Here is a 21,654-nt window from a genome sequence, read left to right as displayed (position 1 = left end):
GCCTGATGCCATGTCACTAGCCAGTGTGTTCAACATTGCCGGAACCGGTATGAGCGCTCAGAGCACTCGCCTGAATACCATCGCCAGCAACATCGCCAACGCTGAATCGGTTTCTTCAAGCATTGATCAAACCTACCGCGCGCGCCATCCGGTATTCGCCACCATGTTCCAGTCCGCGCAGAACGGCGACCGTGGCTCGCTGTTTGCCGAGCAGGATGAAGCTGGCGTAGGCGTGCAGGTGCTGGGTGTGGTCGAAGATCAAAGCAGCCTGATGCCGCGCTATGAGCCGAATCATCCGGCGGCCGATGCCGGCGGTTATGTGTACTACCCCAACGTCAATGTGGTGGAGGAGATGGCTGACATGATCTCTGCCAGCCGGGCATTCCAGACCAATACCGAAATGATGAATACCGCCAAGCAGATGATGCAGCGCGTATTGACCCTGGGTCAGTAAGCCAGCGGATAAGGAGCGCAGACCGATGAGTACTGTTGGCGATGTGACTGGTTCGGCACTGGATCAATACCAGATCAAGAACGAAACCAAGACGAACAAAGACCTGGGCAAGAACGAGTTTCTTAACTTGCTGGTGGCCCAGTTGAATAACCAGAACCCGCTGGAGCCGCAAGGCAACGGCGAGTTTATCGCCCAGCTGGCGCAATTCAGTCAGGTGGAGGGGATCGAGAAGTTGAATACCAGCATGGGCTCGCTGCTCACGGGTTATCAGTCTTCTCAGGCGCTGCAGGCCTCTTCGCTGGTGGGGCGCAAGGTGATTATCCCAAGCGAAAAAGCCGTGGTTGATACCAGCGAGAGCTTTAAAGCCAGCCTGGTGCTGCCGGCGAGCAGCAGCAACGTCTACGTCAACATTTACGACAAGGCCGGTGCCGCGGTCGGGCGTGTGAACTTGGGTGAGCAGGCGGCCGGTAATGTCAGCTTTATCTGGGACGGCAAGGATGCCAGCGGCAATCTGTTGCCGCCTGGCACATACAAGTTCGAGGCGCAGGCTACCTACGCCGACGGCACTAAGGGGCTTTACACCATGCTGCCGGCTAACGTCGACAGTGTGACCCTGGGCGGCAAAGAGTTGATGTTGAACCTGGCTGGGCTCGGCAGCGTGCCAATGTCGCAAGTCCAGGTGATCGGTCAGTAATTAACAGGTTTTAGCCAGGTTATAGCCGCCGGCTGTCCGGCAAAGGAGTCTTCTATGGGTTTCAATATCGGTCTGAGCGGTCTGCGTGCCGCCACCAGCGACCTCAACGTGACCGGCAACAACATCGCCAACGCCGGTACTGCGGGCTTCAAGCAGTCACGTGCCGAGTTTGCCGATGTGTATGCCGCATCTGTGTTGGGTACTGGTTCGAACCCGCAGGGCAGTGGCGTGCTGTTGGCGGATGTGTCGCAGCTATTCAATCAGGGCAACATCAATTACACGCAGAATGCCCTGGATCTGGCGATCAATGGCAATGGTTTCTTTCAGACCAGCAACAACGGCGACGTCAGCTACACCCGTGCGGGTTACTTCGGTACAGACCGCGATGGCTTTATGGTGAATAACTTTGGCTATCGGCTGCAGGGCTATGCGGTGGATGCCAACGGCAATTTGCAGAATGGCATCGTGAATGACTTACGTATCGAGACGGCCAGTCAAGAGCCCCGTGCAACCGAGAAACTTGAGCAGGTGTTCAACCTCAACTCGACCAATAAGGTACCGACCACCGTCCCGTTCAACCCGTCGGACCCCACAACCTATAACTCGTCAACCTCAACCAATATTTACGACACTCAAGGTAACTCACACGTATTCACCCAGTACTTTCTCAAGACGGGCCCCAATACCTGGCAGATGAATGTACTGATCGATGGGCGTAATCCAGATGATCCGACGTTGACCACGCCGTCGTCCGTGAATTTGCAGTTCACCACTGCTGGGCAGCTGGATATTCCTGCGCTGATCGCCTCGACACCGACAGGTTTTGCGGTGGATGCAAATGGTGTGATTAACCTGACCACCTGGGTTCCTGCTGCGCCGGATACCTCTATTCCTCAGGTGTGGAGCAGTAACGGTGCTGATGCCAGTGCTGCGGGTGTAGCGATCGATATTCGCCCATCGACACAGTTCTCCAGCAACTTTGCGGTCAATCGGGTCAGTCAGGACGGCTACACCACCGGTCAACTGGCAGGGTTGGAGATCGATGATACGGGTGTGATCTTCGCGCGCTACACCAACGGCCAGTCAAAGGTGCAGGGGCAGGTGATTCTGGCCAACTTTGCCAACGTGCAAGGTCTGACGCCGGTGGGCAAAACTGCCTGGGTGCAGTCCTTCGAGTCTGGTGAGCCGGTACGCGGAACCCCGCGCAGCGGCACCCTGGGTGCTCTGCAGTCCGGTGCCTTGGAGGACTCCAACGTCGAACTGTCGGATCAGTTGGTCAACTTGATCGTGGCGCAGCGCAACTACCAGGCCAATGCCAAGACCATTGAGACCGAAAGTGCGGTGACCCAGACCATTATCAACCTGCGTTGATAGGTGTTGCCTGCGGCAGGCGCGTGCCTGTCGCGGGCGGCAAAAGTACGCCGCGCTGGCATTTAGAAGGCTCCTTTCGGAGCCTTTTTTATTTTATAAATTACATATAAATCAAGTGCTTATATTTATTTTTCGAGTGCTGGCACAACCATTGCTTTAAAGCTTGCATAGAGCAGCGGGGCGGCAAGCCCACTCGGAGAATAACCATGGACAAGATGCTGTACGTTTCCATGACTGGTGCCCACAACAACACCCTGGCCCAGCGTGCCCACGCCAACAACCTGGCGAACATCACCACCAATGGTTTCCGCCGGGATTTCGAGCAGGCGCGTTCCATGCCGATTTTTGGTGACAGTTATCCGTCGCGGGTTTACGCCATGAGCGAACGCCCGGGTACTGACTTCACTCCAGGCTCTTTGCAGGAAACGGGACGTGACCTGGACGTGGCGATTGGTGGCAAAGGTTGGTTAGCCGTGCAAGCACCTGACGGCAGCGAAGCCTACGTACGCACCGCCAGCTTGAATGTCGATGCCTTGGGCGTGTTGCGTACCGGCAATGGCTTGCCGGTGATGGGCAACGCCGGGCCGATTGCGGTGCCGCCAGAGCAGAAAATCGAAATCGGCAAGGACGGCACCATCAGCATTCGTGCCTTGGGTGAGGCGCCCAATGTGCTGGCCGAAGTAGACCGTCTGAAACTGGTCAACCCGGACCTCAAGCAGATGGAGAAGGGCACTGACGGCCTGATCCGCTTCAAGGGCCAAGGCCCGGTACAGGCGGACGCCAATATGGAGATTACCTCGGGCTTTCTCGAATCGAGCAACGTCAACGCCGTGGAAGAGATGACTGCGATCCTCTCGCTGTCCCGCCAATTCGAATTGCAAGTGAAGATGATGCGCACCGCCGAAGACAATTCGTCGGCCATGGCGCGCGTCTTGCAGATGACCTAATTATCAGCACGTGGCGTCGTTAAAACGGCGCCCGAGGAGAATCGATATGCTTCCGGCACTGTGGGTCAGCAAGACCGGTCTGTCCGCCCAGGACATGAACCTGACCACTATTTCCAACAACCTGGCCAACGTTTCAACCACGGGCTTCAAACGTGATCGCGCCGAGTTCGAGGACCTGCTGTACCAGATCCGTCGTCAGCCGGGTGGCCAATCCAGTCAGGACAGCCAACTGCCGTCCGGTCTGCAGCTGGGTACGGGTGTACGGGTGGTCGGCACGCAAAAGATCTTCACCGCCGGTAGCCTGCAAACCACTGAGCAGCCACTGGATATGGCGATCAATGGCCGGGGGTTCTTCCAGGTGCTGCTGCCGGACGGCACGGTGTCCTATAGCCGCGACGGTAGCTTTCACCTGAACTCCGATGGCCAGGTGGTGACGTCCAACGGTTATGCCTTGGAGCCTGCCATTGTGCTGCCCAACGAGGTGCGCACCTTTACTGTGGGTGAAGACGGCACTGTGTCAGTCACCACAGCCGGTAACCCGCAGCCACAGATCGTTGGCAACTTGCAGACCGCAGATTTCATCAACCCGGCGGGGCTGGAAGCCATCGGCAACAACCTGTTTCTGGAAACAGCTTCCAGCGGCGCGCCGCAAGTCGGTACACCGGGCCTGAACGGCCTGGGCACCACGCTGCAGAACACTCTGGAAAACTCCAACGTCAGCGTGGTTGAAGAGTTGGTGAACATGATCACCACGCAGCGTGCGTATGAAATGAACTCCAAGGTCATTTCCACCGCTGACCAGATGCTTGGCTTTATTTCGCAGAATCTCTGATAGGTAAGGCGGGTTAGTCGCTCCGCGACGGGCTCGGCTTTGGATATGGCAAGGAATGCTTGAACGGGTACTGGTGGCTCAGGTTGCGCACCACCCCAGGCAACGCATGAGGTAGTAGATATGAACCGGCTGATAATCATAAGTGCACTGCTTGGCCCTTTGGCTTTGAGCGGCTGCATGGCTCCCGCGCCTAAGCCGGATGATCCCTATTACGCGCCTGTGATGCCACGTACACCGCTGCCGGCTGCGCAGAACAACGGCTCGATCTATCAGGCCGGTTTTGAGAATGGTCTGTTCGGTGATCGCAAGGCTTACCGCGTGGGTGACATCATCACCATCACCCTGAATGAGCGCACCCAGGCCAGTAAGAACAGCAACAGCCAGATCAGCAAAGACAGCTCCGCCAATATCGGCGTGCCTAACCTGTTCGGTATGACGGTTTCTCCGCAGAATCCTTTGACCGCTATTGGTGGCCTTGGGCGTGTGGCCGAAGGGCTTGGTATGACTGCGGATAACCTGAGTTTGGGCTCAAGTTTTGATGCCGCACGCTCGGCGGATGGCTCTGGTGCGGCAGGGCAGAGCAATAGCTTAACCGGCTCGATTACCGTGTCAGTGGCCGAAGTGATGCCTAACGGCGTGTTACTGGTGCGCGGTGAAAAGTGGATGACCCTCAATACTGGCGATGAACTGGTGCGGATTGCCGGCCTGGTGCGCGCCGATGACATCGCCACCGACAACACCGTGTCCTCGACCCGTATTGCCGATGCACGCATCACCTACTCGGGCACTGGCGCCTTCGCTGATGCCAGCCAGCCGGGTTGGATGAGTCGTTTCTTTATTAGCCCAATGTGGCCGTTCTGAGGATGGCCACCATGACGCTTCCTAAATACCTAGTGGTGATTGCGGCCATGCTGATGGCGTCGCTGGCGCAGGCCGAGCGCTTGAAAGACCTGGCCAGCATCCAGGGCGTGCGTTCTAACCAGCTGATCGGCTACGGCCTGGTGGTCGGCCTTAATGGCAGCGGCGACCAGACCACCCAGACGCCGTTTACGGTCCAGACCTTCAACAACATGATGGCGCAGTTCGGCATCAAGGTGCCGCAGGGTGGCAACGTGCAGTTGAAGAACGTGGCTGCAGTGTCGATCCATGCTGACCTGCCGGCGTTCGCCAAGCCCGGGCAGACCATCGACATCACCGTGTCCTCCATCGGTAACGCCAAAAGCCTGCGTGGCGGCAGCCTGTTGATGACGCCGCTGAAGGGGATCGACGGCAACGTTTACGCCATTGCTCAGGGCAATCTGGTGGTCGGTGGGTTCGACGCCGAAGGCGGCGATGGTTCGCGGATTACCGTCAACGTACCGTCAGCGGGGCGCATTCCCGGTGGGGCAACGGTCGAGCGCCCGGTGCCTAGCGGTTTCGATCAGGGCAACACCCTGACCCTCAACCTCAATCGTCCGGATTTCACCACCGCGAAGAATATCGTCGACCATATCAACGAACTGCTTGGCCCAGGTGTGGCGCAGGCAGTGGATGGTGGATCGATTCGCGTCAGTGCGCCACTTGATCCGGGTCAGCGGGTGGACTACCTGTCGATTCTGGAAAACCTTGAAGTTGAAATCGGCCAGGCCGTGGCCAAAGTCATCATCAATTCTCGTACCGGCACCATCGTGATTGGCCAGAACGTGCGCGTACAACCTGCTGCTGTGACCCATGGCAGCCTGACTGTGACCATTACCGAAGACCCGATTGTCAGCCAGCCGGATGCCTTGTCGGGCGGCCAGACGGCAGTAGTGCCGCGTTCGAAGGTGAATGCCGAAGAAGAAGCCAAACCGATGTTCAAGTTCGGCCCGGGGACCACGCTGGATGAAATCGTCCGTGCGGTGAATCAGGTGGGCGCTTCGCCTTCCGACCTAATGGCCATCCTGGAGGCGCTGAAACAAGCCGGCGCTCTGCAGGCTGATCTGATCGTGATTTAAGGGAGCGCACGCGATGGACTCTCGCCTTTCAGCCGGTTTGCTCGGCGGCACCAGCACTGTCGACAGTGGTGCCTATAACGATCTCAATCGCCTCAACCAATTCAAGGTTGGCGGTGACAGCGAAAAAAACATCAAGAAGGTGGCTCAGGAGTTCGAGTCGCTATTTCTTAATGAAATGCTCAAGGCCATGCGTTCGGCCAACGAAGTGTTCGGTGAAGGCAACTTCATGAACAGCAGCGAGAGCAAAACCTATCAGGACATGCACGATCAACAGCTGTCGGTGACCCTTTCCAACCACCAGAACGGCATCGGTCTGGCCGATGTGCTGGTGCGGCAAATGTCGAAGATCAAGGATGCGAGCAGCCGTCCTAACCCGTTTGCCCAGGTGGATGAGCCGGTGCCGAGCGCACCCAGCAAGCCCTTGGCCAAGGTCGACAGTGCGCGCGACGACACCTCATTGATCAACCAGCGGCGCCTGTCTCTGCCGGGCAAGCTGACGGACCGTCTGCTGGCGGGCATCGTGCCTTCGGCCACGGCCGCCGAAGGTCAGCCGTTGGCACAGAATGACTGGATTCCGGCCAAGGCTTTTGCCGCCCCCGCCGATACCGCGCTGGGGCTCAACGGCACGGATGCGATCACCGGCCGGCGCATTGCTCAACCACCGCTGGCGCCGGGCAAAGCCGCGTTCGGTTCGAAGGATGAGTTTATTGCTGCCATGTTGCCGATGGCCGAGAAGGCCGCCGAGAAGATTGGCGTCGATCCGCGTTACCTGGTGGCTCAGGCCGCACTGGAAACCGGTTGGGGCAAATCGATCATTCGTCAGCAGGACGGTACCAGCAGTCACAACCTGTTTGGCATCAAAACCCATAACACCTGGGAAGGCGACTCGGCGAGGGTGCTAACCACTGAATTCAAGGGTGGCAAAGCCGTCAAGGAAGCCGCCTCGTTTCGCGCCTATGACTCCTTCGAGCACAGCTTTAACGATTTTGTGAGTTTCCTGCAGGGCAATGGCCGCTACGAGAAAGCCCTGGCCAGCACTGACAAGCCTGAACAGTTCGCCCGAGAGCTGCAGAAAGCTGGTTACGCCACGGACCCGCAATACGCCCGCAAGATTGCTCAGATAGCGCGGCAGATGCAGACCTATCAAACAGTCGCGGCAGTCGGTACGCCGTCCACCAACGGATGATGAAAGATGGCTGACTTACTCAATATTGGCCTGTCCGGTCTTGCCGCGAACAAGACTTCGCTGGCAGTCACTGGTCACAACATCACCAACGTCAACACTCCAGGTTTCTCGCGCCAGGAGACTGTCCAGGCCACGCGTATTCCGCAGTTCAGCGGTGCCGGCTATATCGGCTCGGGCACCACGCTGGTCGATGTACGGCGCATCTATAACGAATTTCTCAATACCCAGGTACGTAGCAGCACGGCGCTTAACAGCGATACCCAGAGCTACCTGGGGCAGATCAATCAGCTCGACTCATTGCTGGCTGGCAGCACCACCGGCGTCAATCCTGGGTTGCAGAAGGTGTTTGCCGCGCTGCAAACCGCAGCCGAAGACCCAGCTAACATCCCGGCGCGGCAGCTGGCGCTGTCTGAAGCTGAGGGCTTGGCCAAGCGCTTCAATACTGTGTACGACCGCTTAAACGAGCAGAATGCCTTTATCAACAAACAACTCTCGGCAGTGACGGATCAGGTCAATCAGTTGGCCACCTCAATCGCCGGGTACAACGAGGCCATCGCGGTGGCCGCCTCCAATGGTCAGCAACCCAACGACTTGTTGGATGCCCGTGAAGAAGCCGTACGCAAGCTGTCGACCTTTATTGGCGTGACGGTGGTTGCGCAAGATGACAACAGCTACAACCTGTTTGTCGGCTCCGGTCAGCCGCTGGTAGTGGGCAGTACGGCATCGCGCCTGGAAGTTGTACCGGGCTTGTCTGACCCGCTGCGCAGTGAAGTTCAGTTCGTCAGTGGTAACTCACGCCAGGGCATTACCTCGCTGATCACTGGCGGCGAGATGGGCGGGCTGATTCGCTACCGTGAGGATGTACTGGACACCACGCTGAACTCGGTTGGACGCCTGGCCTTATCCGTTACTGATCAGGTCAACCGCCAATTGGGTCAGGGCCTGGACCTCAACGGTCAGTTTGGCAATGGGCTGTTTCGCGAGCTGAATGACCCAGAATTGATTGGTCAGCGCAGTCTCGCGCGTATCGGTAATAGCGATACCACGGCCAACCTGAATGTACTTATTGAAGACACCACCCAGCTGACCACCAGCGACTATGAGGTGGAGTTCACCAGCGCCACGGATTACACCGTGCGACGCGTCAGTGATGGCACCAGCTTTGGTCCCTTCGACATTACCGTAGTGCCAGCGGCGGAGTTTGATGGCGTGTCGTTGAACGTCGCCAGTGGCACCTTTGCTGCCGGTGATCGCTTTCGGGTGATGCCGACGCGCAACGCCGGTGAGTCCATCCGTGCCGATATGAAACGGCCTGAAGAGTTGGCTTTTGCCGCGCCGCTGAAATCGCAAACCAGTCCGGCAAATATCGGCACTGGGGTAATCAGCCAGCCCACGCTGCTGACTGAAATCGACATCTATGACCCAGTGGCTCAAACCAACCTGGAAACCAGCCTGCGCAATGCGCCGCCGCTGCGTATTGTCATGGGTGCCGGTGGCGGGGCTACCCAGGGCTATGACGTCGTTGATATCAATGGCAACGTGATTGATACCGGGGTAATCGTGCCGGGGCAGAACAACAAGATCACGATTACCGTGCCCGCGACCGCTGGCCCACCCGCCGTCCCGGTGCCCTTTGACTATGAAGTAGCCATCAGTGGCCGGCCGCAAGGGGGCGACAATTTTTCGGTTTCCTTCAACACCAATGGGGTGTCTGATAACCGTAATGCCCTGAAGCTGATTGATCTGCAAAATCGCACGACCATTGGGATCAACCCATTGGCTCCAGCAACCACTGGATCAAGCTTTACCGATGCTTACGGCGATCTGGTGGAGCGGGTGGGCACCCTGACCAGTCAGGCTCGGGTTGATGGTGAAGCCACTGGCGCCATTCTCAAACAGGCCACCGATAACCGCGATTCGATTTCAGCCGTCAATCTGGATGAAGAAGCGGCCAAATTGATTCAGTTTGAGCAGTACTACCAGGCCTCAGCGCAGATCATTCAAGTTGCCCGTAGCCTGTTCGATACACTGATTAATACGTTCTGACGCGCCGTCTAGAACTTCGAGGTTAGTTTTATGGTGATGCGCATCTCTTCGATTCAGGCCTTCAATAACGGCGTCAACGGCCTTGGGCGCAACTATTCCAATGTGATCCGGACCCAGGAACAGATCAGCAGCGGGAACCGTATTCTTACCCCGGCCGATGACCCGGTTGCCTCGGTGCGTTTGCTACAGCTCGAACAGCAGCAGGCGGTATTGGGTCAGTACAAGGAAAACCTCACGGCGGCGAAGAACAGTCTGACTCAGGAAGAAACCACGATCACCTCGGTGGTGAACGTGTTGCAGCGTATCCGTGAGCTTGCAGTGCAGGCCGGTGGCGGCGCACTGTCAGGTAATGACCGTCGCTCGATCGCCAAAGAGCTGAGCGAGCGCGAGGGTGAGCTGCTCAACCTGATGAACAGTCGTAACGCGCGTGGTGAGTATTTGTTCAGCGGTTTTCTTGGCAAAACCGAACCCTTTCTGCGTAACCCAGACGGCACGTATTCCTATCAGGGTGATGAGGGCCAGCGCAGCCTGCAGGTGGCCGGCTCGAGCAACGTGGCAATCAACGATAACGGCAAGCGCCTCTTTGAAGATGTGGCTAATGCGAATCGGATTATCAATGGGCTTGGCGTGAATAACGCTGCGTTACCAACGCCGCCGTTACCGGCCACCACTATTCCAGCGCTGCCGGCGGCAGATCAGCGGGTGTTTATCTCCCCAGGACTGGTGCAGGACAATCAAGCCTTCAACAGTAACTTTCGCGCTGGCGAGCCCTATTCGCTGGCGTTTGTCAGCGGTACTGAATTTCGCATCTATGACAGTGCTGGTGCGGACGTCACATCTGAGGTGCCCGGCGGTGGCGTGATTGACCCCCTGATCAATAGTGGTAACACCATCAATTTTCGTGGCATGCGTTTCCAGTTAGACGTGGTCCTGCAGCCTGGGGATAATGAGCTCGACCTGGACAACCTGTTGGCTGATACCGCCACACCGGGGACCCCAGGTATCAATACCCACAGTTTTACCCTGCAGTCCGCGCCCACGGACTTTTCAGTTAATCGCTCATCCACCAACAACTCGGCTGCCATTGTTGCTCCAGCAGGGATCAGCAACCAGGCAACCTTTGACAGCCAGTTTCCGACATCCGGGGTTGTCATCCGGTTTACCGACGACACCAATTACGAGGTCTACTCCCAGCCAGTGGGGCCTGGCAGTCCGGTATTAACGACTGGTGCCGTGGCGGGGCCTTATCCGGCAACCTTCAGCGTGTTCGGTGCTGATTTCACCTTGTCCGCTCCGGCAGCGGTCGCTGGCGGTGACGAATTCGGCGTGCAGCCGCAGTTTCAAGAACAGCGCAGCATTCTCAACACCATTAGCCGCCTGCGTCAGGCACTCGAGTCTTCCCCTACATCGCCAGCGGGTAACCTCGGTGTGCGCAACGAAGTGGCAATTGCCCTGACTAACTTGGACAACGGCATGGGCAGGGTGCTGGAGGTGCAGACTGAAATCGGTGCGCGGATGAACCTCATCGAAACCACCGAAATTGATAACGAAGATGTCACTCTTGTAAACAAATCCGTGCAGGCTGATCTGCGTGAGCTGGACTATGCCGAGGCATTGTCTCGCTTGTCATTTCAAACGATCGTGTTGGAGGCTGCGCAGCAGAGCTATGTGAAGATCGCGGGGTTAAATTTATTTAATCAGTTGCGCTAGCGCTCCCCTGGTGCAGTGGCCTTAATGGGCTCTGGAGCCATGTTGCAGGTTCTAATATGTTGATTGCTTTACGCGAAACCCCAGCTTGCTGGGGTTTCGCGTTTCTGGTGTGTGGGAAGGTGGCTGTTTAGCCTGTCTGGACTATTGCGCTGAAGGATTGTGATCAGGTGTTTTGACCTAGCCAGTAGGTTGCTACTGTTTAATCAAACATAGTTGGCCAAGGTTTTGCTTAATCAGTAGTAGAGTGGGTAATGTGCTGTTTTATTGGCACTTTCCAATACGGCCTGTATTTATGGCCTAAAGGTATTTTTCAGTGATGCCCTGTTTGAGGTTTGAATAATGAAGGCAGTGATTTTGGCTGGTGGGTTGGGCACTCGCATCAGTGAGGAGTCCCACCTCAAGCCAAAGCCCATGATCGAAATTGGTGGCAAGCCGATCATTTGGCACATCATGAAAATCTACTCCCACTATGGCATCAATGATTTCGTTATTTGCCTGGGCTACAAGGGCTATGTAATCAAGGAATATTTTGCCAACTACTTCCTGCACATGTCGGATGTCACTTTTGACATGGGCGAAAACCGTATGCACATCCATCAGCGTCACGCTGAACCGTGGCGCGTAACGCTGGTTGATACGGGTGAATCAACCGGTACAGGCGGTCGTCTTAAGCGTGTACGCGATTACCTGGGTGATGAGGCCTTTTGCTTTACCTACGGTGATGGGGTCTCAGATATCGACATCCCAGCACTGATCGCTTTCCACAAACAGCATGGCAAATTGGCCACTGTTACCGCAGTACAGCCACCAGGTCGCTACGGTGCACTTGATGTCCAAGGGCAGGTGGTCAGTGGGTTTCAGGAGAAGCCGCTGGGTGATGGTGGTTGGATAAACGGCGGTTTTTTTGTACTGGAGCCGGCGGTCATCGACTATATCGAGGATGACGCCACGACCTGGGAGTTTGAACCCATGCGTGCGCTGGCCAGCGAAGGACAGCTGATGAGTCACCTGCATCGTGGTTTCTGGCAGCCGATGGACACTCTGCGTGATCGGGTGTTCTTGGAAGATCGCTGGAAAAGCGGTGAGGCGGAGTGGCAGCTATGGCGGTGAGCCCGGACTTCTGGAGAGGGCGTAAAGTCCTGCTGACTGGGCATACCGGCTTCAAGGGTGGCTGGCTGGCACTGTGGTTGCGTCAGCTCGGGGCTGATCTGCGTGGTTTTGCCTTGCCCGCGGCTACCACACCGTCGCTGTGGCAGGTGGCGCAACTGGATCAGCAGATCACGGGTGAGTTTGCGGATATTCGTGATGCCGCCAGGTTGAGTGATGCGTTGCTGGAGTTTCAGCCTGAACTGGTTCTGCACTTGGCTGCGCAACCCTTGGTACGTGAGTCTTACCGAGCGCCAGCGGAGACTTATGCCACCAATGTCATGGGTACGCTCAACCTGCTGGAGGCCATTCGCTCTACTGATTCTGTACGCGCTGTTGTGGTGGTGACCACTGACAAATGTTACGAGAATCGCGAGTGGCCATGGCCTTATCGGGAGCAAGATGCTCTCGGAGGTTTTGATCCGTATAGCAGCAGCAAGGCATGTGTTGAAGTGCTGTGCGCCAGTTACCGAAACTCCTTCCTTAGGGCCTCAGGTGTTGCCTTGGCAACTACTCGTGCGGGCAATGTCCTGGGTGGTGGTGACTGGTCTGCGGAGCGCTTGATCCCCGATATCTTCAGCGCTTGGCAGCAAGGTCGAGAAGTGATTTTGCGCTACCCCCATGCGACTCGCCCCTGGCAGCACGTGCTTGATCCATTAATGGGGTATTTACAACTGGCGCAAGGACTGCTGACTGATCCTGAACGTCATGCTGCTGCTTGGAACTTTGGACCAGACAGTGCCGGGCTCGCGACAGTGGAGGCGGTCGTGAGGCGTCTTGCGGAGCTCTGGCCGGGTGAGGCTCGTTGGTCTGCCTCTGCCGATGCCCAGCCGCATGAGGCGGGGTTACTGGCGCTGGACTCCAGCAAGGCCAGACAATCGCTGGGATGGGCTCCGCGTTGGTCACTGGATACGACGCTGAAGCGCACACTGGACTGGCAGTTGGCCTGGCAAAACGGGCGTGACATGGCATGCGTTACCCGCGAACAGATCGCGGCTCACCAAGGCGAAATTCAATGAGTGACAGCACCGCGCAACAGCTGCGCCAACAGATTGCCGAGTTGGTCGGACGCTATGCCGAACTGCAGATGGCGCCTAAGCCATTTGTGGTGGGGCAGAACTCGGTGCCGCCATCGGGAAAAGTGATTGGCGCGGGTGAGTTGCAGTCAATGACCGAGGCTGTGCTCGATGGATGGCTGACCACCGGGCGCTTCAATGAGGCGTTCGAGAAGCGTCTGGCCAAGTACCTTGGACGCCGTTGCGTCCTCACCACCAACTCAGGTTCATCAGCCAATCTGTTGGCATTTTCCGCATTGACCTCGCCGCGTCTCGGTGATCGGGCGATCAAGCCTGGTGACGAAGTGATTGGTGTAGCGGCTGGCTTTCCGACTACCGTCAATCCGATCTTGCAATTCGGTGCGGTACCGGTTTTTGTGGATGTTGAATTGCCGACCTACAACATCGATCCGGCGAAGATCGAAGCGGCAATCAGCCCGAAAACCAAGGCCATCATGTTGGCCCACACGCTGGGTAATCCCTTCGATCTCAGTGTGGTTCGCGCCCTGTGTGATAAGTACGGCCTGTGGTTGATCGAGGACTGCTGCGATGCTCTGGGGTCGACCTATCAAGGGCATATGGTCGGTACGTTCGGTGATATCGGTACCCTCAGTTTTTATCCGGCGCACCACATCACCATGGGTGAGGGCGGTGCTGTATTTACCAACAACCCGGCGCTTAAACGCATTATCGAATCCTTTCGTGACTGGGGGCGTGATTGCTATTGCGCGCCAGGTGAGGACAACACCTGTGGCAAGCGGTTTTGCTGGCAGTTGGGCGATTTACCAGAGGGTTATGACCACAAGTACACCTACTCACACTTGGGCTACAACCTGAAGATCACCGATATGCAGGCTGCCTGTGCGTTGGCGCAGATGGACCGCGTTGATGACTTCATCGTTGCCCGCAAGCGTAATTTCACTTGGCTCAGTGAGCGCCTGGCCGGCTGTCAGGATTTTCTAATGCTGCCGCAGGCCACGCCTGGTAGTGACCCTTCCTGGTTTGGCTACCCCATGACCTTGCGTGATGGTTGCGGTATCCGTCGGGTTGAGTTGCTGCGTTATCTGGATGCGCAAGGTGTCGGTACACGGCTGCTGTTTGCCGGTAACCTGGTGCGCCAGCCCTATATGCAAGGCCGCAATTTCAGGGTCTCAGGTGAGTTGTCGGTAACCGATAAAGTGATGCACGACACCTTCTGGATCGGTGTGTGGCCTGGGCTCGGCGAGGAACATTTGGAGCACGCTGCGCGTTGTCTAGAGACTTTCTTCGGCTTGAGGGCGGGCTGATGAATGCCTATATCCTCTGCGGTGGCTTTGGCACCCGCCTGCGCAGTGTGATCAACGACACGCAGAAGGCCGTGGTGGATATTCACGGTCGTCCATTCCTGGCTCTGGTGCTGGCGCAATTGTGTGAGGCCGGTGTCAGTCGCGGTGTGCTCTGCGCGCATTATCGTGCTGATCAACTGGCCGCATTGTTGCCCTCGTTAGAGGCAGAGTCTGGTTTGCCGTTGCAGTTGGTGATCGAGGAAACCCCGCTGGGCACCGGTGGTGCTGTGCTGAACGCCTTACTTCAAGTGCCGCCTGATGGGCGTTATCTGGTGCTTAACGCGGACACTTTCCTTGATCCCTACGCGTATCGCCTTGCACTGGACAGCGAGCGAGACGTTCTGGTCGGCGTGCAGGTCGAGGATCGCTCGCGCTATGGCAGTTTGGATTGCTCTGCGCTGGGCGAAGTACTTGGTTTCGAGGAAAAAGGTCAGGCGGGACCTGGTTTGATCAATGCCGGCGTCTATGGTTTTACGGCTGGCGCGCTAGAGAATATGCCTGTCACAAGTTGTTCTATGGAGCATGACCTACTGCCGTCACTTATGCGTCAGCACAGGCTGTATGTATGTGAGTACAGCGGAGCGTTCGTGGACATAGGTACACCTGATTCTCTGGATGCGTTCAAGTCTAAATTGCGCGGGAGTGCCGTCTGATGAGCGTGCTGGTCAAGGAACTCACGATCGACATGCAGCAGACGATTCTTGATGCCATCAAATGCATTGAGTCCGGGAATCTGCAGATCGCCTTTGTCGTTGCCGCGGATATGCGTCTGCTCGGTGTTGTGACCAATGGCGATGTACGCCGTTACCTGTTGCAGGGTGGCTTGACCAATCAGCCCGTCACAGCCTGTATGAACCGTGAGTTTCGTAGCGTATCGGTTACCACCCCGCGTGAAGACTTGTTGAAAGCGTTCGATCTCGGGCATAACGCTTTGCCAGGTCTGGATGCCGAAGGGCGCCTTGTTGAGGTCTACACCCGCCAGATGGCAGCCAGCGCAGAGGTGCCTGTACTGGCACGTGCGCGTGCTCCGGTGCGGATGAGTTTTTGTGGTGGCGGTGCTGATCTGACCTACTTTTTTATCGACCACCCAGCTGCTGTGCTCAGCTGCACAGTGGGGCTCTACGCTCACGCAACCCTGGTCCCCCGTGACGATAGACAGATCCATATTTTTTCCGAAGATCTGGGGCGTGAAGAACACTTCAATTCGCTGCCAGCACTGCTGTCGACTGCAGAGAAGAGCTTGCTGGCAACCATCGTTTCGGTGATCAAGCCCAAGTACGGTTTTGATCTGTACCTGCGTTCAGACTTTCCAGTGGGGTCTGGATTGGGAGGGTCTTCTGCGGCCACCATCGCTAGCATCGCGGCGTTCAATGAGTTGCGCCAGGATCGTTGGAACACTTATGAGATTGCCGAACTCGCTTTCCAGGCCGAGCGCCTGTGCTTCGGCATTGCCGGTGGTTGGCAGGATCAGTACGCCTCAGCCTTTGGTGGCTTCAACCTGATTGAGTTCGAGAACCAGCGCAACCTGGTTCACCCGATTCGCTTGGAAGAAGCTATCCGCAATGAGCTGGAGTCATGCCTGGTGCTGTGTGACACCGGTATTTCCCATGACTCGGGGCGTTTGCATGAGCTGCAACGTGAAGAGATAGAGGCCGAGTCGTCACAAACTGAGCTGCTCAGCGCCAGTGTGGCGCTATGTCGACGTATGCACCGTTACCTGATGCGTGGCGAGCTGCGTGATTTTGGCCTGTGTCTCGATGAAGCCTGGCAGTTGAAGAAGCGCTTCTCCTCTGCGATCAGCCATGGTCGTCTGGATGCGATCTACGCCGCGGCGCTAGCGGCCGGCGCATTGGGCGGCAAGTTGCTTGGCGCGGGTGGGGGAGGCTTCTTTCTGTTCTACGTACAGCCACAGTATCGGCAGCGGGTTGTGCATGCAGTGCGTGCACTGGGCTGTCAGACCCAGAACTTCCGCTTTGAATCCAGCGGCGTAACTTCATGGCGAACAAAAATCCAATGACTCCTATTTTTCTTGACGGTATTGCGCTGGGCGGCGAGCGCGTCTTTGTGATTGCCGAGGCCGGAAACAATCACAATGGTTCGCTGGCGCTGGCCAAGCGCCTGGTGGATGCAGCGCTCGATGCAGGAGCCGACTGCGTCAAGTTCCAGCTGCGCAACCGTGAGGCGCTGTACCGGCGCAAGGCTGATGGCTCGAGGGCCGAAGACCTCGGCGTAGAGTACATCCAGGACCTGCTGGACAAGGTTGAGCTGAGCGTCGAAGAGCATCGTGAGGTGCGTGAGTACTGTAAACAGAAGGGCATCATTTATCTGTGCACACCCTGGGATGAGCCCAGTGTCGACGTGTTGGCGGATTTTGATGTCGCCGCCCTGAAGATCGCCTCGGCCGATCTGTGTAACCCCTACCTGATTGCCAAGGCCGCAAGCCTGGGCAAACCCCTGATTCTGTCTACCGGCATGTCCTTTGAGCACGAAATCGTTCGGGCCATTGAGCAGTTGAATGCGCTTGGTACGCCATTCGCGCTGCTGCATTGCAACAGCGCCTATCCGGCCCCCGAGTCCGATATCCAGCTTGGCTACTTACGCCGGCTGCAGGAACTGCATGATCTGGTTGGCTACTCCGGCCATGAGCGTGGCATCGCCATTACCCTCGGCGCAGTTGCCCTGGGCGCCAAGCTGGTGGAGCGGCACATCACCCTGGATAGGGGGATGGAAGGGCCGGATCACCTCGCCAGCCTGGAGCCGAGCGAGTTTCGCCAACTGGTCGACGGCATCCGTCAGCTGGAACTGGCATTGCCCTGGCAAGGCCCGGGTCGCCATGCCAGCCAGGGCGAGTTGCTCAATCGCGAGAATCTCGGCAAGAGCGTGATCGCTGCATGCGACATCGCCCGTGGCACGGTCATGGAAGCGTCGATGCTGCGCATCGCCAGCCCTGGCCAGGGTCTGCCGCCGTATCGTTTGCCGGAGCTACTGGGCAAGCCGGCCGGGCGCGATATCGCTCTGGGGGATTTTCTCTTCGATAGCGACCTGAACGAGCAGGCTCAGGAGCAGCGGCTGGCGTTCGACCTGCCGATTCGCTGGGGTGTGCCGGTGCGCTATCACGACTTCCGAGATTACCGTCGGCGGATCAGCCCGGACCTGTTCGAGTTCCACCTGTCCTACCGCGACCTCAGCCTCAAGCCGCAGCCGTTTCTCGCCGAGGTCGACTGTTCGCGCCTGGTGGTGCATGCGCCGGAGTTATTCGAGAACAGCGAGCTGCTGGATCTGGCGTCGGATGATCCTGCGTATCGCCAGCGCTCGATCGACAATCTGCGGCGGGTGGTGGACGCCACGCTGGAAATCGGCGAATTCTTCCCCAATGCAGATGCGCGTTTGATCGTGGCCAACATCGGTGGTTTTTCCGCTGACGAGCCGCGCCCGCTGGCCATGCGCCCGGAACTCTACGAGCGCTTCCACGAGGCCTGCCGTCAGGTGGATTTCGCCGGCACCGAGCTGATTCCGCAGAACATGGCGCCGTTCCCCTGGCACTTCGGTGGTCAGCGTCATCAGAACATCTTCATGATGCCCGAGGAACTGGCCGCTCAGGCGCGTGACCATGGTCTGCGCCTGTGTCTGGACCTGTCGCACCTGCAGATGACCTGTTTCCACTTCGGCCTCGACTTCCAGCAAGCGCTGGCCCTGTTGCTGCCGCATTCCGCGCACCTGCACGTGGCCGATGCCAAGGGCACCAACGGTGAGGGCGTGCTGATGGGCACCGGCGACATCGATTGGCCGGCCACTTGGGCGCAGATTCGCCAGCACCCGCAGGTCAGCTTCATTCCCGAGGTTTGGCAGGGGCATAAGGATCATGGCGCAGGATTCTGGTCGGCTTTGCGTTACCTGCAATCATTGCGAGGCAGCAGCCATGTATAGCGAAACATTTATTCAGCGCCTTGATCGTTTGCTGGCCGAGCCACTCGATGAAGTGCGTGAGCGCCAGACGCAAGCCCTGGATCGCTTGCTGGGCGGGCTGGATCAGCCATTCATCCTTTTCGGTGCCGGCAACCTGGGGCGCAAGGCGTTGGCCGTACTGCAGGCAATGGGCGTCAAGCCAGAGGCCTTTATCGACAACAACCCCGTGCTGTGGGGGACGCAGATCGAGCAGGTGCCGGTGTTTGCACCAGCAGCGCTGGCCCAGCAATGGCAGGGGCCACTGCCAGGTGTAATCGCAACTATCTGGTGTGGCGAGGCGAGCGACCGTATGGTCGACCGACTGGACCCGCTACGCGCTCTAGGGTTCGAGCGCATCGCTCTGTTCGGCCATCTGGCCTGGCGTTACCCGCAAAGCTTCCTGCCGCATTACTCCCTGGATTTGCCAGAGAAGGTGCTGGCCGATGCCGAGCGCATTCGTACGGCATTTGGTCTGCTGGGGGACGATGAGTCACGACAGTTGTTTATCGATCACGTCGAATGGCGGCTGTTTCTCGATTACGACCTATTACCGCCAGCTGCGCCACAGTCGATCTATTTCGACCGCTATTTCAGCAACGAGAACGTCGACGAGGTGGTCTACGACATCGGTGCCTTCAACGGTGACTCGGTGTTGGGCTATCTGGAAAGTGGTCGCCCCTTTCGCGAAATTCACTCGTTTGAGCCTTCGTCGAGCAACTACCAGGCACTGGTCAAGACTTTGCAGCGTCTGCAAGGGCACGGCAGCTTTCAGGCTCACCAAATGGCGGTAGGCGATGCTTGTGGCGAGGTGCTGATCGAGGCTCAGGGCGGTCCGGCCGCGCGCGTGGGCAGTGGTAGCGAGCGGGTCACGGTGACCACACTGGATACGCTTTGCGGACGCATCGTACCGCCCACATTCATCAAAATCGATATCGAAGGTTTCGAGCCGCAATGTCTCGAAGGGGGACGCAAGCTGATCAGTGAGCGACAGCCGCTGATTGCGGTGTGCGTCTACCACGAGCAGAACCACCTATGGACGATCTTGCTGCAACTTCACGCCTATCAACCTGGCTACCACTTCCGTCTTGGCCCGCATCTGGCCGAGGGCTGGGATCTGGTGCTCTATGCCGTTCCCCATAACCGACTTCCCCTGCATTCCGCTGCCGAGTAATTCCCATGCGCGTTGCCGATTACATCTTCGAATTCATCGCCAACCAGGGCGTCGGGCATGTGTTCTTCCTGCCGGGTGGCGGGGCCATGCACCTCAACAACGCCTTGCTGCGTCAACCACGTCTGACTGCCGTGAGCATGCTCCACGAGCAGGGCGCCGCGATCGCCGCCGAAGGCTATGCGCGTACCAGCGGTAAATTCGGTGCCTGCCTGGTCACTTCCGGCCCCGGCGCGACCAATGCCATAACCGGCCTGGCTGGTGCCTGGTTCGAGTCGACACCGGCGCTGTTCGTTTCCGGACAGGTCAAGCGTGCCGACCTCAAGGGTGACAGCGGCCTGCGTCAGCTCGGCACCCAGGAGCTGGATATCGTCAGTGTGGTCACGCCACTGACCAAGTATGCGGTGTGCCTGCTCGATCCGCTGCGGGTGCGCTATGAGCTGGAGAAGGCGCTGCACTTGATGCTCAACGGGCGCAAGGGCCCGGTATGGCTCGATGTGCCGCTGGATGTGCAGGCTACCGAGATCGCGCCGGAGCAGTTGGTCGGCTTTACCCCTGAAGCGGATGAACAGTCGCCAGTGCCGGACGAAGCCGCCGTGCACAGACTGGTGCAACGCCTGCGTCAGGCCAAACGCCCTGTGCTGCTAGTGGGCAATGGCGTGCATGCTGCCGGCGGCGAAATCGCCATGCGCGAGCTGATCGAGACGCTGGGACTGCCGACGCTGACCACCTGGATCGGCGCGGATCTGCTCGAATACGAACACCCACTTTACGTCGGCCGCTGTGGCACTGTGGCGCAGCGTGGCGCCAATTTCAGCGTGCAGAACGCCGACCTGGTTTTGGCCATCGGTTGCCGCATGGATTTTTCCATTACCGGCTTCAATCGCAGCCACTTCGCGCGTCAGGCCGAGATCGTGGTGGTGGACATTGATCCGGCAGAAATTGCCAAACTGGGCGACATGCCTGACGAGCGCTTCGTCTGCGATGCGCGCGTGTTCATGCAGCAACTTCTTGCCGCCAACGGCTCGCAGGCGCTGGATTGCCAGAGCTGGCGCGATCGTTGCCAGGCTTGGAAGGCTGCATACCCGGTCGTGTTGCCCGAGTACCGCAAGCCCAGCGACTATGTGAACACCTACGTGTTCAGCGAAACTCTGTCTGAGGCCATGGCCGAAGGCGATCAGATTATCCCCGGCAGTTCCGGCGCCGCATTGGACACCTTCTGGCTGTCGGTGCGCCTCAAGCGCGGTCAGCGCGCGGTGGCGACTGGTGGGCTGGGCTCGATGGGCTATGGCCTGCCGGCCTCCATTGGCGGCTGCCTGGGCAGCGGCAGTAGACGCACCATCTCGGTGGATGGCGACGGCGGTTTCGTGATGAACATCCAGGAGCTGGAGGTGGTGCGCCGCCTGCGCCTGCCAATCAAATACTTCGTGCTCAACAACAATGGCTATGCCTCGATCCGCGCTTCGCAGGGTGGCTACTTCAAGCAGACCATCGGTTGCGACCCGGACTCCGGGCTGACCCTGCCGGACATTTCCGCCCTGGCTGCAGCCTTCGGCCTGCCGGTACGGCGCATCGACGGCAAGGCCAACCTGCGTCAGGCCATTGATGAGGCACTGGCGCTGGAAGGCCCGGTACTGTGCGAGGTGATGGTCGAGTCCGACCAGGCCATCGGCCCGCGCATCACCTCGAAGATCGGCCAGAACGGCGCCATGGTTTCCAGCCCGCTGGAAGACCTCTTCCCCTTCTTGGAACGCGACGAGTTGCGCGCCAACATGCTGATTCCGTTGGTGGACGACTGA

General features: G+C 58.1%; 18 protein-coding genes. All 18 read left to right on the top strand.

The features are described from left to right. Positions 1-10: 10 nt before the first annotated feature. The 18 genes from flgC to HCI85_RS02240 all read left to right on the top strand — a co-directional run bounded on the left by flgC (position 11) and on the right by HCI85_RS02240 (position 21,654). Positions 11-454 carry a flagellar basal body rod protein FlgC gene (flgC, locus tag HCI85_RS02325; RefSeq protein WP_090248278.1) on the top strand — a complete coding sequence of 148 codons (444 nt, stop codon included), beginning with the start codon at positions 11-13 and terminating at the stop codon, positions 452-454. Between the two features lie 25 nt (positions 455-479). Further along, entirely contained in the window at positions 480-1,148 is a 669-nt protein-coding gene (gene flgD, locus HCI85_RS02320; RefSeq protein WP_160085065.1) for a flagellar hook assembly protein FlgD, read from the top strand. A 54-nt stretch (positions 1,149-1,202) separates the two neighbouring features. After that, on the top strand, positions 1,203-2,519 hold the full coding sequence (flgE, locus tag HCI85_RS02315; protein ID WP_167141566.1) for a flagellar hook protein FlgE: 1,317 nt from the start codon (positions 1,203-1,205) through the stop codon (positions 2,517-2,519). Positions 2,520-2,725: 206 nt separating this feature from the next. Further along, a complete protein-coding gene (locus HCI85_RS02310) occupies positions 2,726-3,466 on the top strand; it encodes a flagellar basal body rod protein FlgF (protein ID WP_160085063.1) in 741 nt (246 codons plus the stop codon). 46 nt (positions 3,467-3,512) lie between these two features. Further along, complete coding sequence (gene flgG / locus HCI85_RS02305) at positions 3,513-4,298, top strand: flagellar basal-body rod protein FlgG (RefSeq protein ID WP_090248273.1); 786 nt, start codon at positions 3,513-3,515, stop codon at positions 4,296-4,298. Positions 4,299-4,418: 120 nt separating this feature from the next. Next, a complete protein-coding gene (gene flgH / locus HCI85_RS02300) occupies positions 4,419-5,159 on the top strand; it encodes a flagellar basal body L-ring protein FlgH (protein WP_160085062.1) in 741 nt (246 codons plus the stop codon). Positions 5,160-5,170: 11 nt separating this feature from the next. Continuing rightward, positions 5,171-6,274, top strand: a complete 1,104-nt coding sequence (locus tag HCI85_RS02295; protein WP_090251112.1) for a flagellar basal body P-ring protein FlgI — start codon at positions 5,171-5,173, stop codon at positions 6,272-6,274. Between the two features lie 13 nt (positions 6,275-6,287). After that, complete coding sequence (gene flgJ, locus HCI85_RS02290) at positions 6,288-7,460, top strand: flagellar assembly peptidoglycan hydrolase FlgJ (protein WP_167141564.1); 1,173 nt, start codon at positions 6,288-6,290, stop codon at positions 7,458-7,460. A 6-nt stretch (positions 7,461-7,466) separates the two neighbouring features. After that, the gene (gene flgK, locus HCI85_RS02285; protein ID WP_167141562.1) at positions 7,467-9,506 is read left to right on the top strand and encodes a flagellar hook-associated protein FlgK; all 2,040 of its coding nucleotides are present in this window, start codon (positions 7,467-7,469) and stop codon (positions 9,504-9,506) included. 30 nt (positions 9,507-9,536) lie between these two features. Beyond that, the gene (locus HCI85_RS02280) at positions 9,537-11,216 is read left to right on the top strand and encodes a flagellar hook-associated protein 3 (RefSeq protein ID WP_160085059.1); all 1,680 of its coding nucleotides are present in this window, start codon (positions 9,537-9,539) and stop codon (positions 11,214-11,216) included. 339 nt (positions 11,217-11,555) lie between these two features. After that, positions 11,556-12,326, top strand: coding sequence for a glucose-1-phosphate cytidylyltransferase (gene rfbF, locus HCI85_RS02275; protein ID WP_167141560.1), 771 nt, complete (start codon positions 11,556-11,558; stop codon positions 12,324-12,326). After that, positions 12,317-13,381 (top strand): CDP-glucose 4,6-dehydratase, encoded by a 1,065-nt coding sequence (gene rfbG / locus HCI85_RS02270; protein WP_167141558.1) that lies wholly within the window; start codon positions 12,317-12,319, stop codon positions 13,379-13,381. The genes rfbF and rfbG overlap by 10 nt, the downstream gene beginning before the upstream one ends. Further along, positions 13,378-14,703 carry a lipopolysaccharide biosynthesis protein RfbH gene (gene rfbH, locus HCI85_RS02265; RefSeq protein ID WP_167141556.1) on the top strand — a complete coding sequence of 442 codons (1,326 nt, stop codon included), beginning with the start codon at positions 13,378-13,380 and terminating at the stop codon, positions 14,701-14,703. The genes rfbG and rfbH overlap by 4 nt, the downstream gene beginning before the upstream one ends. Beyond that, a complete protein-coding gene (locus HCI85_RS02260) occupies positions 14,703-15,395 on the top strand; it encodes a sugar phosphate nucleotidyltransferase (protein WP_167141554.1) in 693 nt (230 codons plus the stop codon). The genes rfbH and HCI85_RS02260 overlap by 1 nt, the downstream gene beginning before the upstream one ends. Continuing rightward, positions 15,395-16,759, top strand: coding sequence for a GHMP family kinase ATP-binding protein (locus HCI85_RS02255; RefSeq protein ID WP_167141551.1), 1,365 nt, complete (start codon positions 15,395-15,397; stop codon positions 16,757-16,759). Before HCI85_RS02260 ends, HCI85_RS02255 begins: the two co-directional genes overlap by 1 nt. After that, positions 16,756-18,669, top strand: coding sequence for an N-acetylneuraminate synthase family protein (locus tag HCI85_RS02250; protein WP_167141549.1), 1,914 nt, complete (start codon positions 16,756-16,758; stop codon positions 18,667-18,669). Before HCI85_RS02255 ends, HCI85_RS02250 begins: the two co-directional genes overlap by 4 nt. Beyond that, complete coding sequence (locus tag HCI85_RS02245; RefSeq protein WP_167141547.1) at positions 18,662-19,858, top strand: FkbM family methyltransferase; 1,197 nt, start codon at positions 18,662-18,664, stop codon at positions 19,856-19,858. The genes HCI85_RS02250 and HCI85_RS02245 overlap by 8 nt, the downstream gene beginning before the upstream one ends. A gap of 5 nt (positions 19,859-19,863) precedes the next feature. Continuing rightward, positions 19,864-21,654, top strand: coding sequence for a thiamine pyrophosphate-binding protein (locus tag HCI85_RS02240; protein WP_167141545.1), 1,791 nt, complete (start codon positions 19,864-19,866; stop codon positions 21,652-21,654).

The sequence above is a fragment of the Pseudomonas sp. OTU750018 genome, from assembly GCF_011636575.1.
GTDB lineage: Bacteria > Pseudomonadota > Gammaproteobacteria > Pseudomonadales > Pseudomonadaceae > Aquipseudomonas > Aquipseudomonas peli.
The sequence above is the reverse complement of the archived record's forward strand: the minus strand, read 5'-3'. Positions and strand labels throughout refer to the sequence as shown.

Bases quoted from the DNA above. Each gene is read 5' to 3' on its own strand.
- flgD (WP_160085065.1), top strand. From the start codon at position 480: ATGAGTACTGTTGGCGATGTGACTGGTTCGGCACTGGATCAATACCAG.
- flgE (WP_167141566.1), top strand. From the start codon at position 1,203: ATGGGTTTCAATATCGGTCTGAGCGGTCTGCGTGCCGCCACCAGCGAC.
- flgK (WP_167141562.1), top strand. From the start codon at position 7,467: ATGGCTGACTTACTCAATATTGGCCTGTCCGGTCTTGCCGCGAACAAG.
- HCI85_RS02245 (WP_167141547.1), top strand. From the start codon at position 18,662: ATGTATAGCGAAACATTTATTCAGCGCCTTGATCGTTTGCTGGCCGAG.
- rfbH (WP_167141556.1), top strand. From the start codon at position 13,378: ATGAGTGACAGCACCGCGCAACAGCTGCGCCAACAGATTGCCGAGTTG.
- flgJ (WP_167141564.1), top strand. From the start codon at position 6,288: ATGGACTCTCGCCTTTCAGCCGGTTTGCTCGGCGGCACCAGCACTGTC.
- HCI85_RS02310 (WP_160085063.1), top strand. From the start codon at position 2,726: ATGGACAAGATGCTGTACGTTTCCATGACTGGTGCCCACAACAACACC.
- flgH (WP_160085062.1), top strand. From the start codon at position 4,419: ATGAACCGGCTGATAATCATAAGTGCACTGCTTGGCCCTTTGGCTTTG.
- rfbG (WP_167141558.1), top strand. From the start codon at position 12,317: ATGGCGGTGAGCCCGGACTTCTGGAGAGGGCGTAAAGTCCTGCTGACT.
- flgG (WP_090248273.1), top strand. From the start codon at position 3,513: ATGCTTCCGGCACTGTGGGTCAGCAAGACCGGTCTGTCCGCCCAGGAC.
- HCI85_RS02295 (WP_090251112.1), top strand. From the start codon at position 5,171: ATGACGCTTCCTAAATACCTAGTGGTGATTGCGGCCATGCTGATGGCG.
- HCI85_RS02260 (WP_167141554.1), top strand. From the start codon at position 14,703: ATGAATGCCTATATCCTCTGCGGTGGCTTTGGCACCCGCCTGCGCAGT.
- HCI85_RS02280 (WP_160085059.1), top strand. From the start codon at position 9,537: ATGGTGATGCGCATCTCTTCGATTCAGGCCTTCAATAACGGCGTCAAC.
- HCI85_RS02250 (WP_167141549.1), top strand. From the start codon at position 16,756: ATGACTCCTATTTTTCTTGACGGTATTGCGCTGGGCGGCGAGCGCGTC.
- HCI85_RS02255 (WP_167141551.1), top strand. From the start codon at position 15,395: ATGAGCGTGCTGGTCAAGGAACTCACGATCGACATGCAGCAGACGATT.
- flgC (WP_090248278.1), top strand. From the start codon at position 11: ATGTCACTAGCCAGTGTGTTCAACATTGCCGGAACCGGTATGAGCGCT.
- rfbF (WP_167141560.1), top strand. From the start codon at position 11,556: ATGAAGGCAGTGATTTTGGCTGGTGGGTTGGGCACTCGCATCAGTGAG.
- HCI85_RS02240 (WP_167141545.1), top strand. From the start codon at position 19,864: ATGCGCGTTGCCGATTACATCTTCGAATTCATCGCCAACCAGGGCGTC.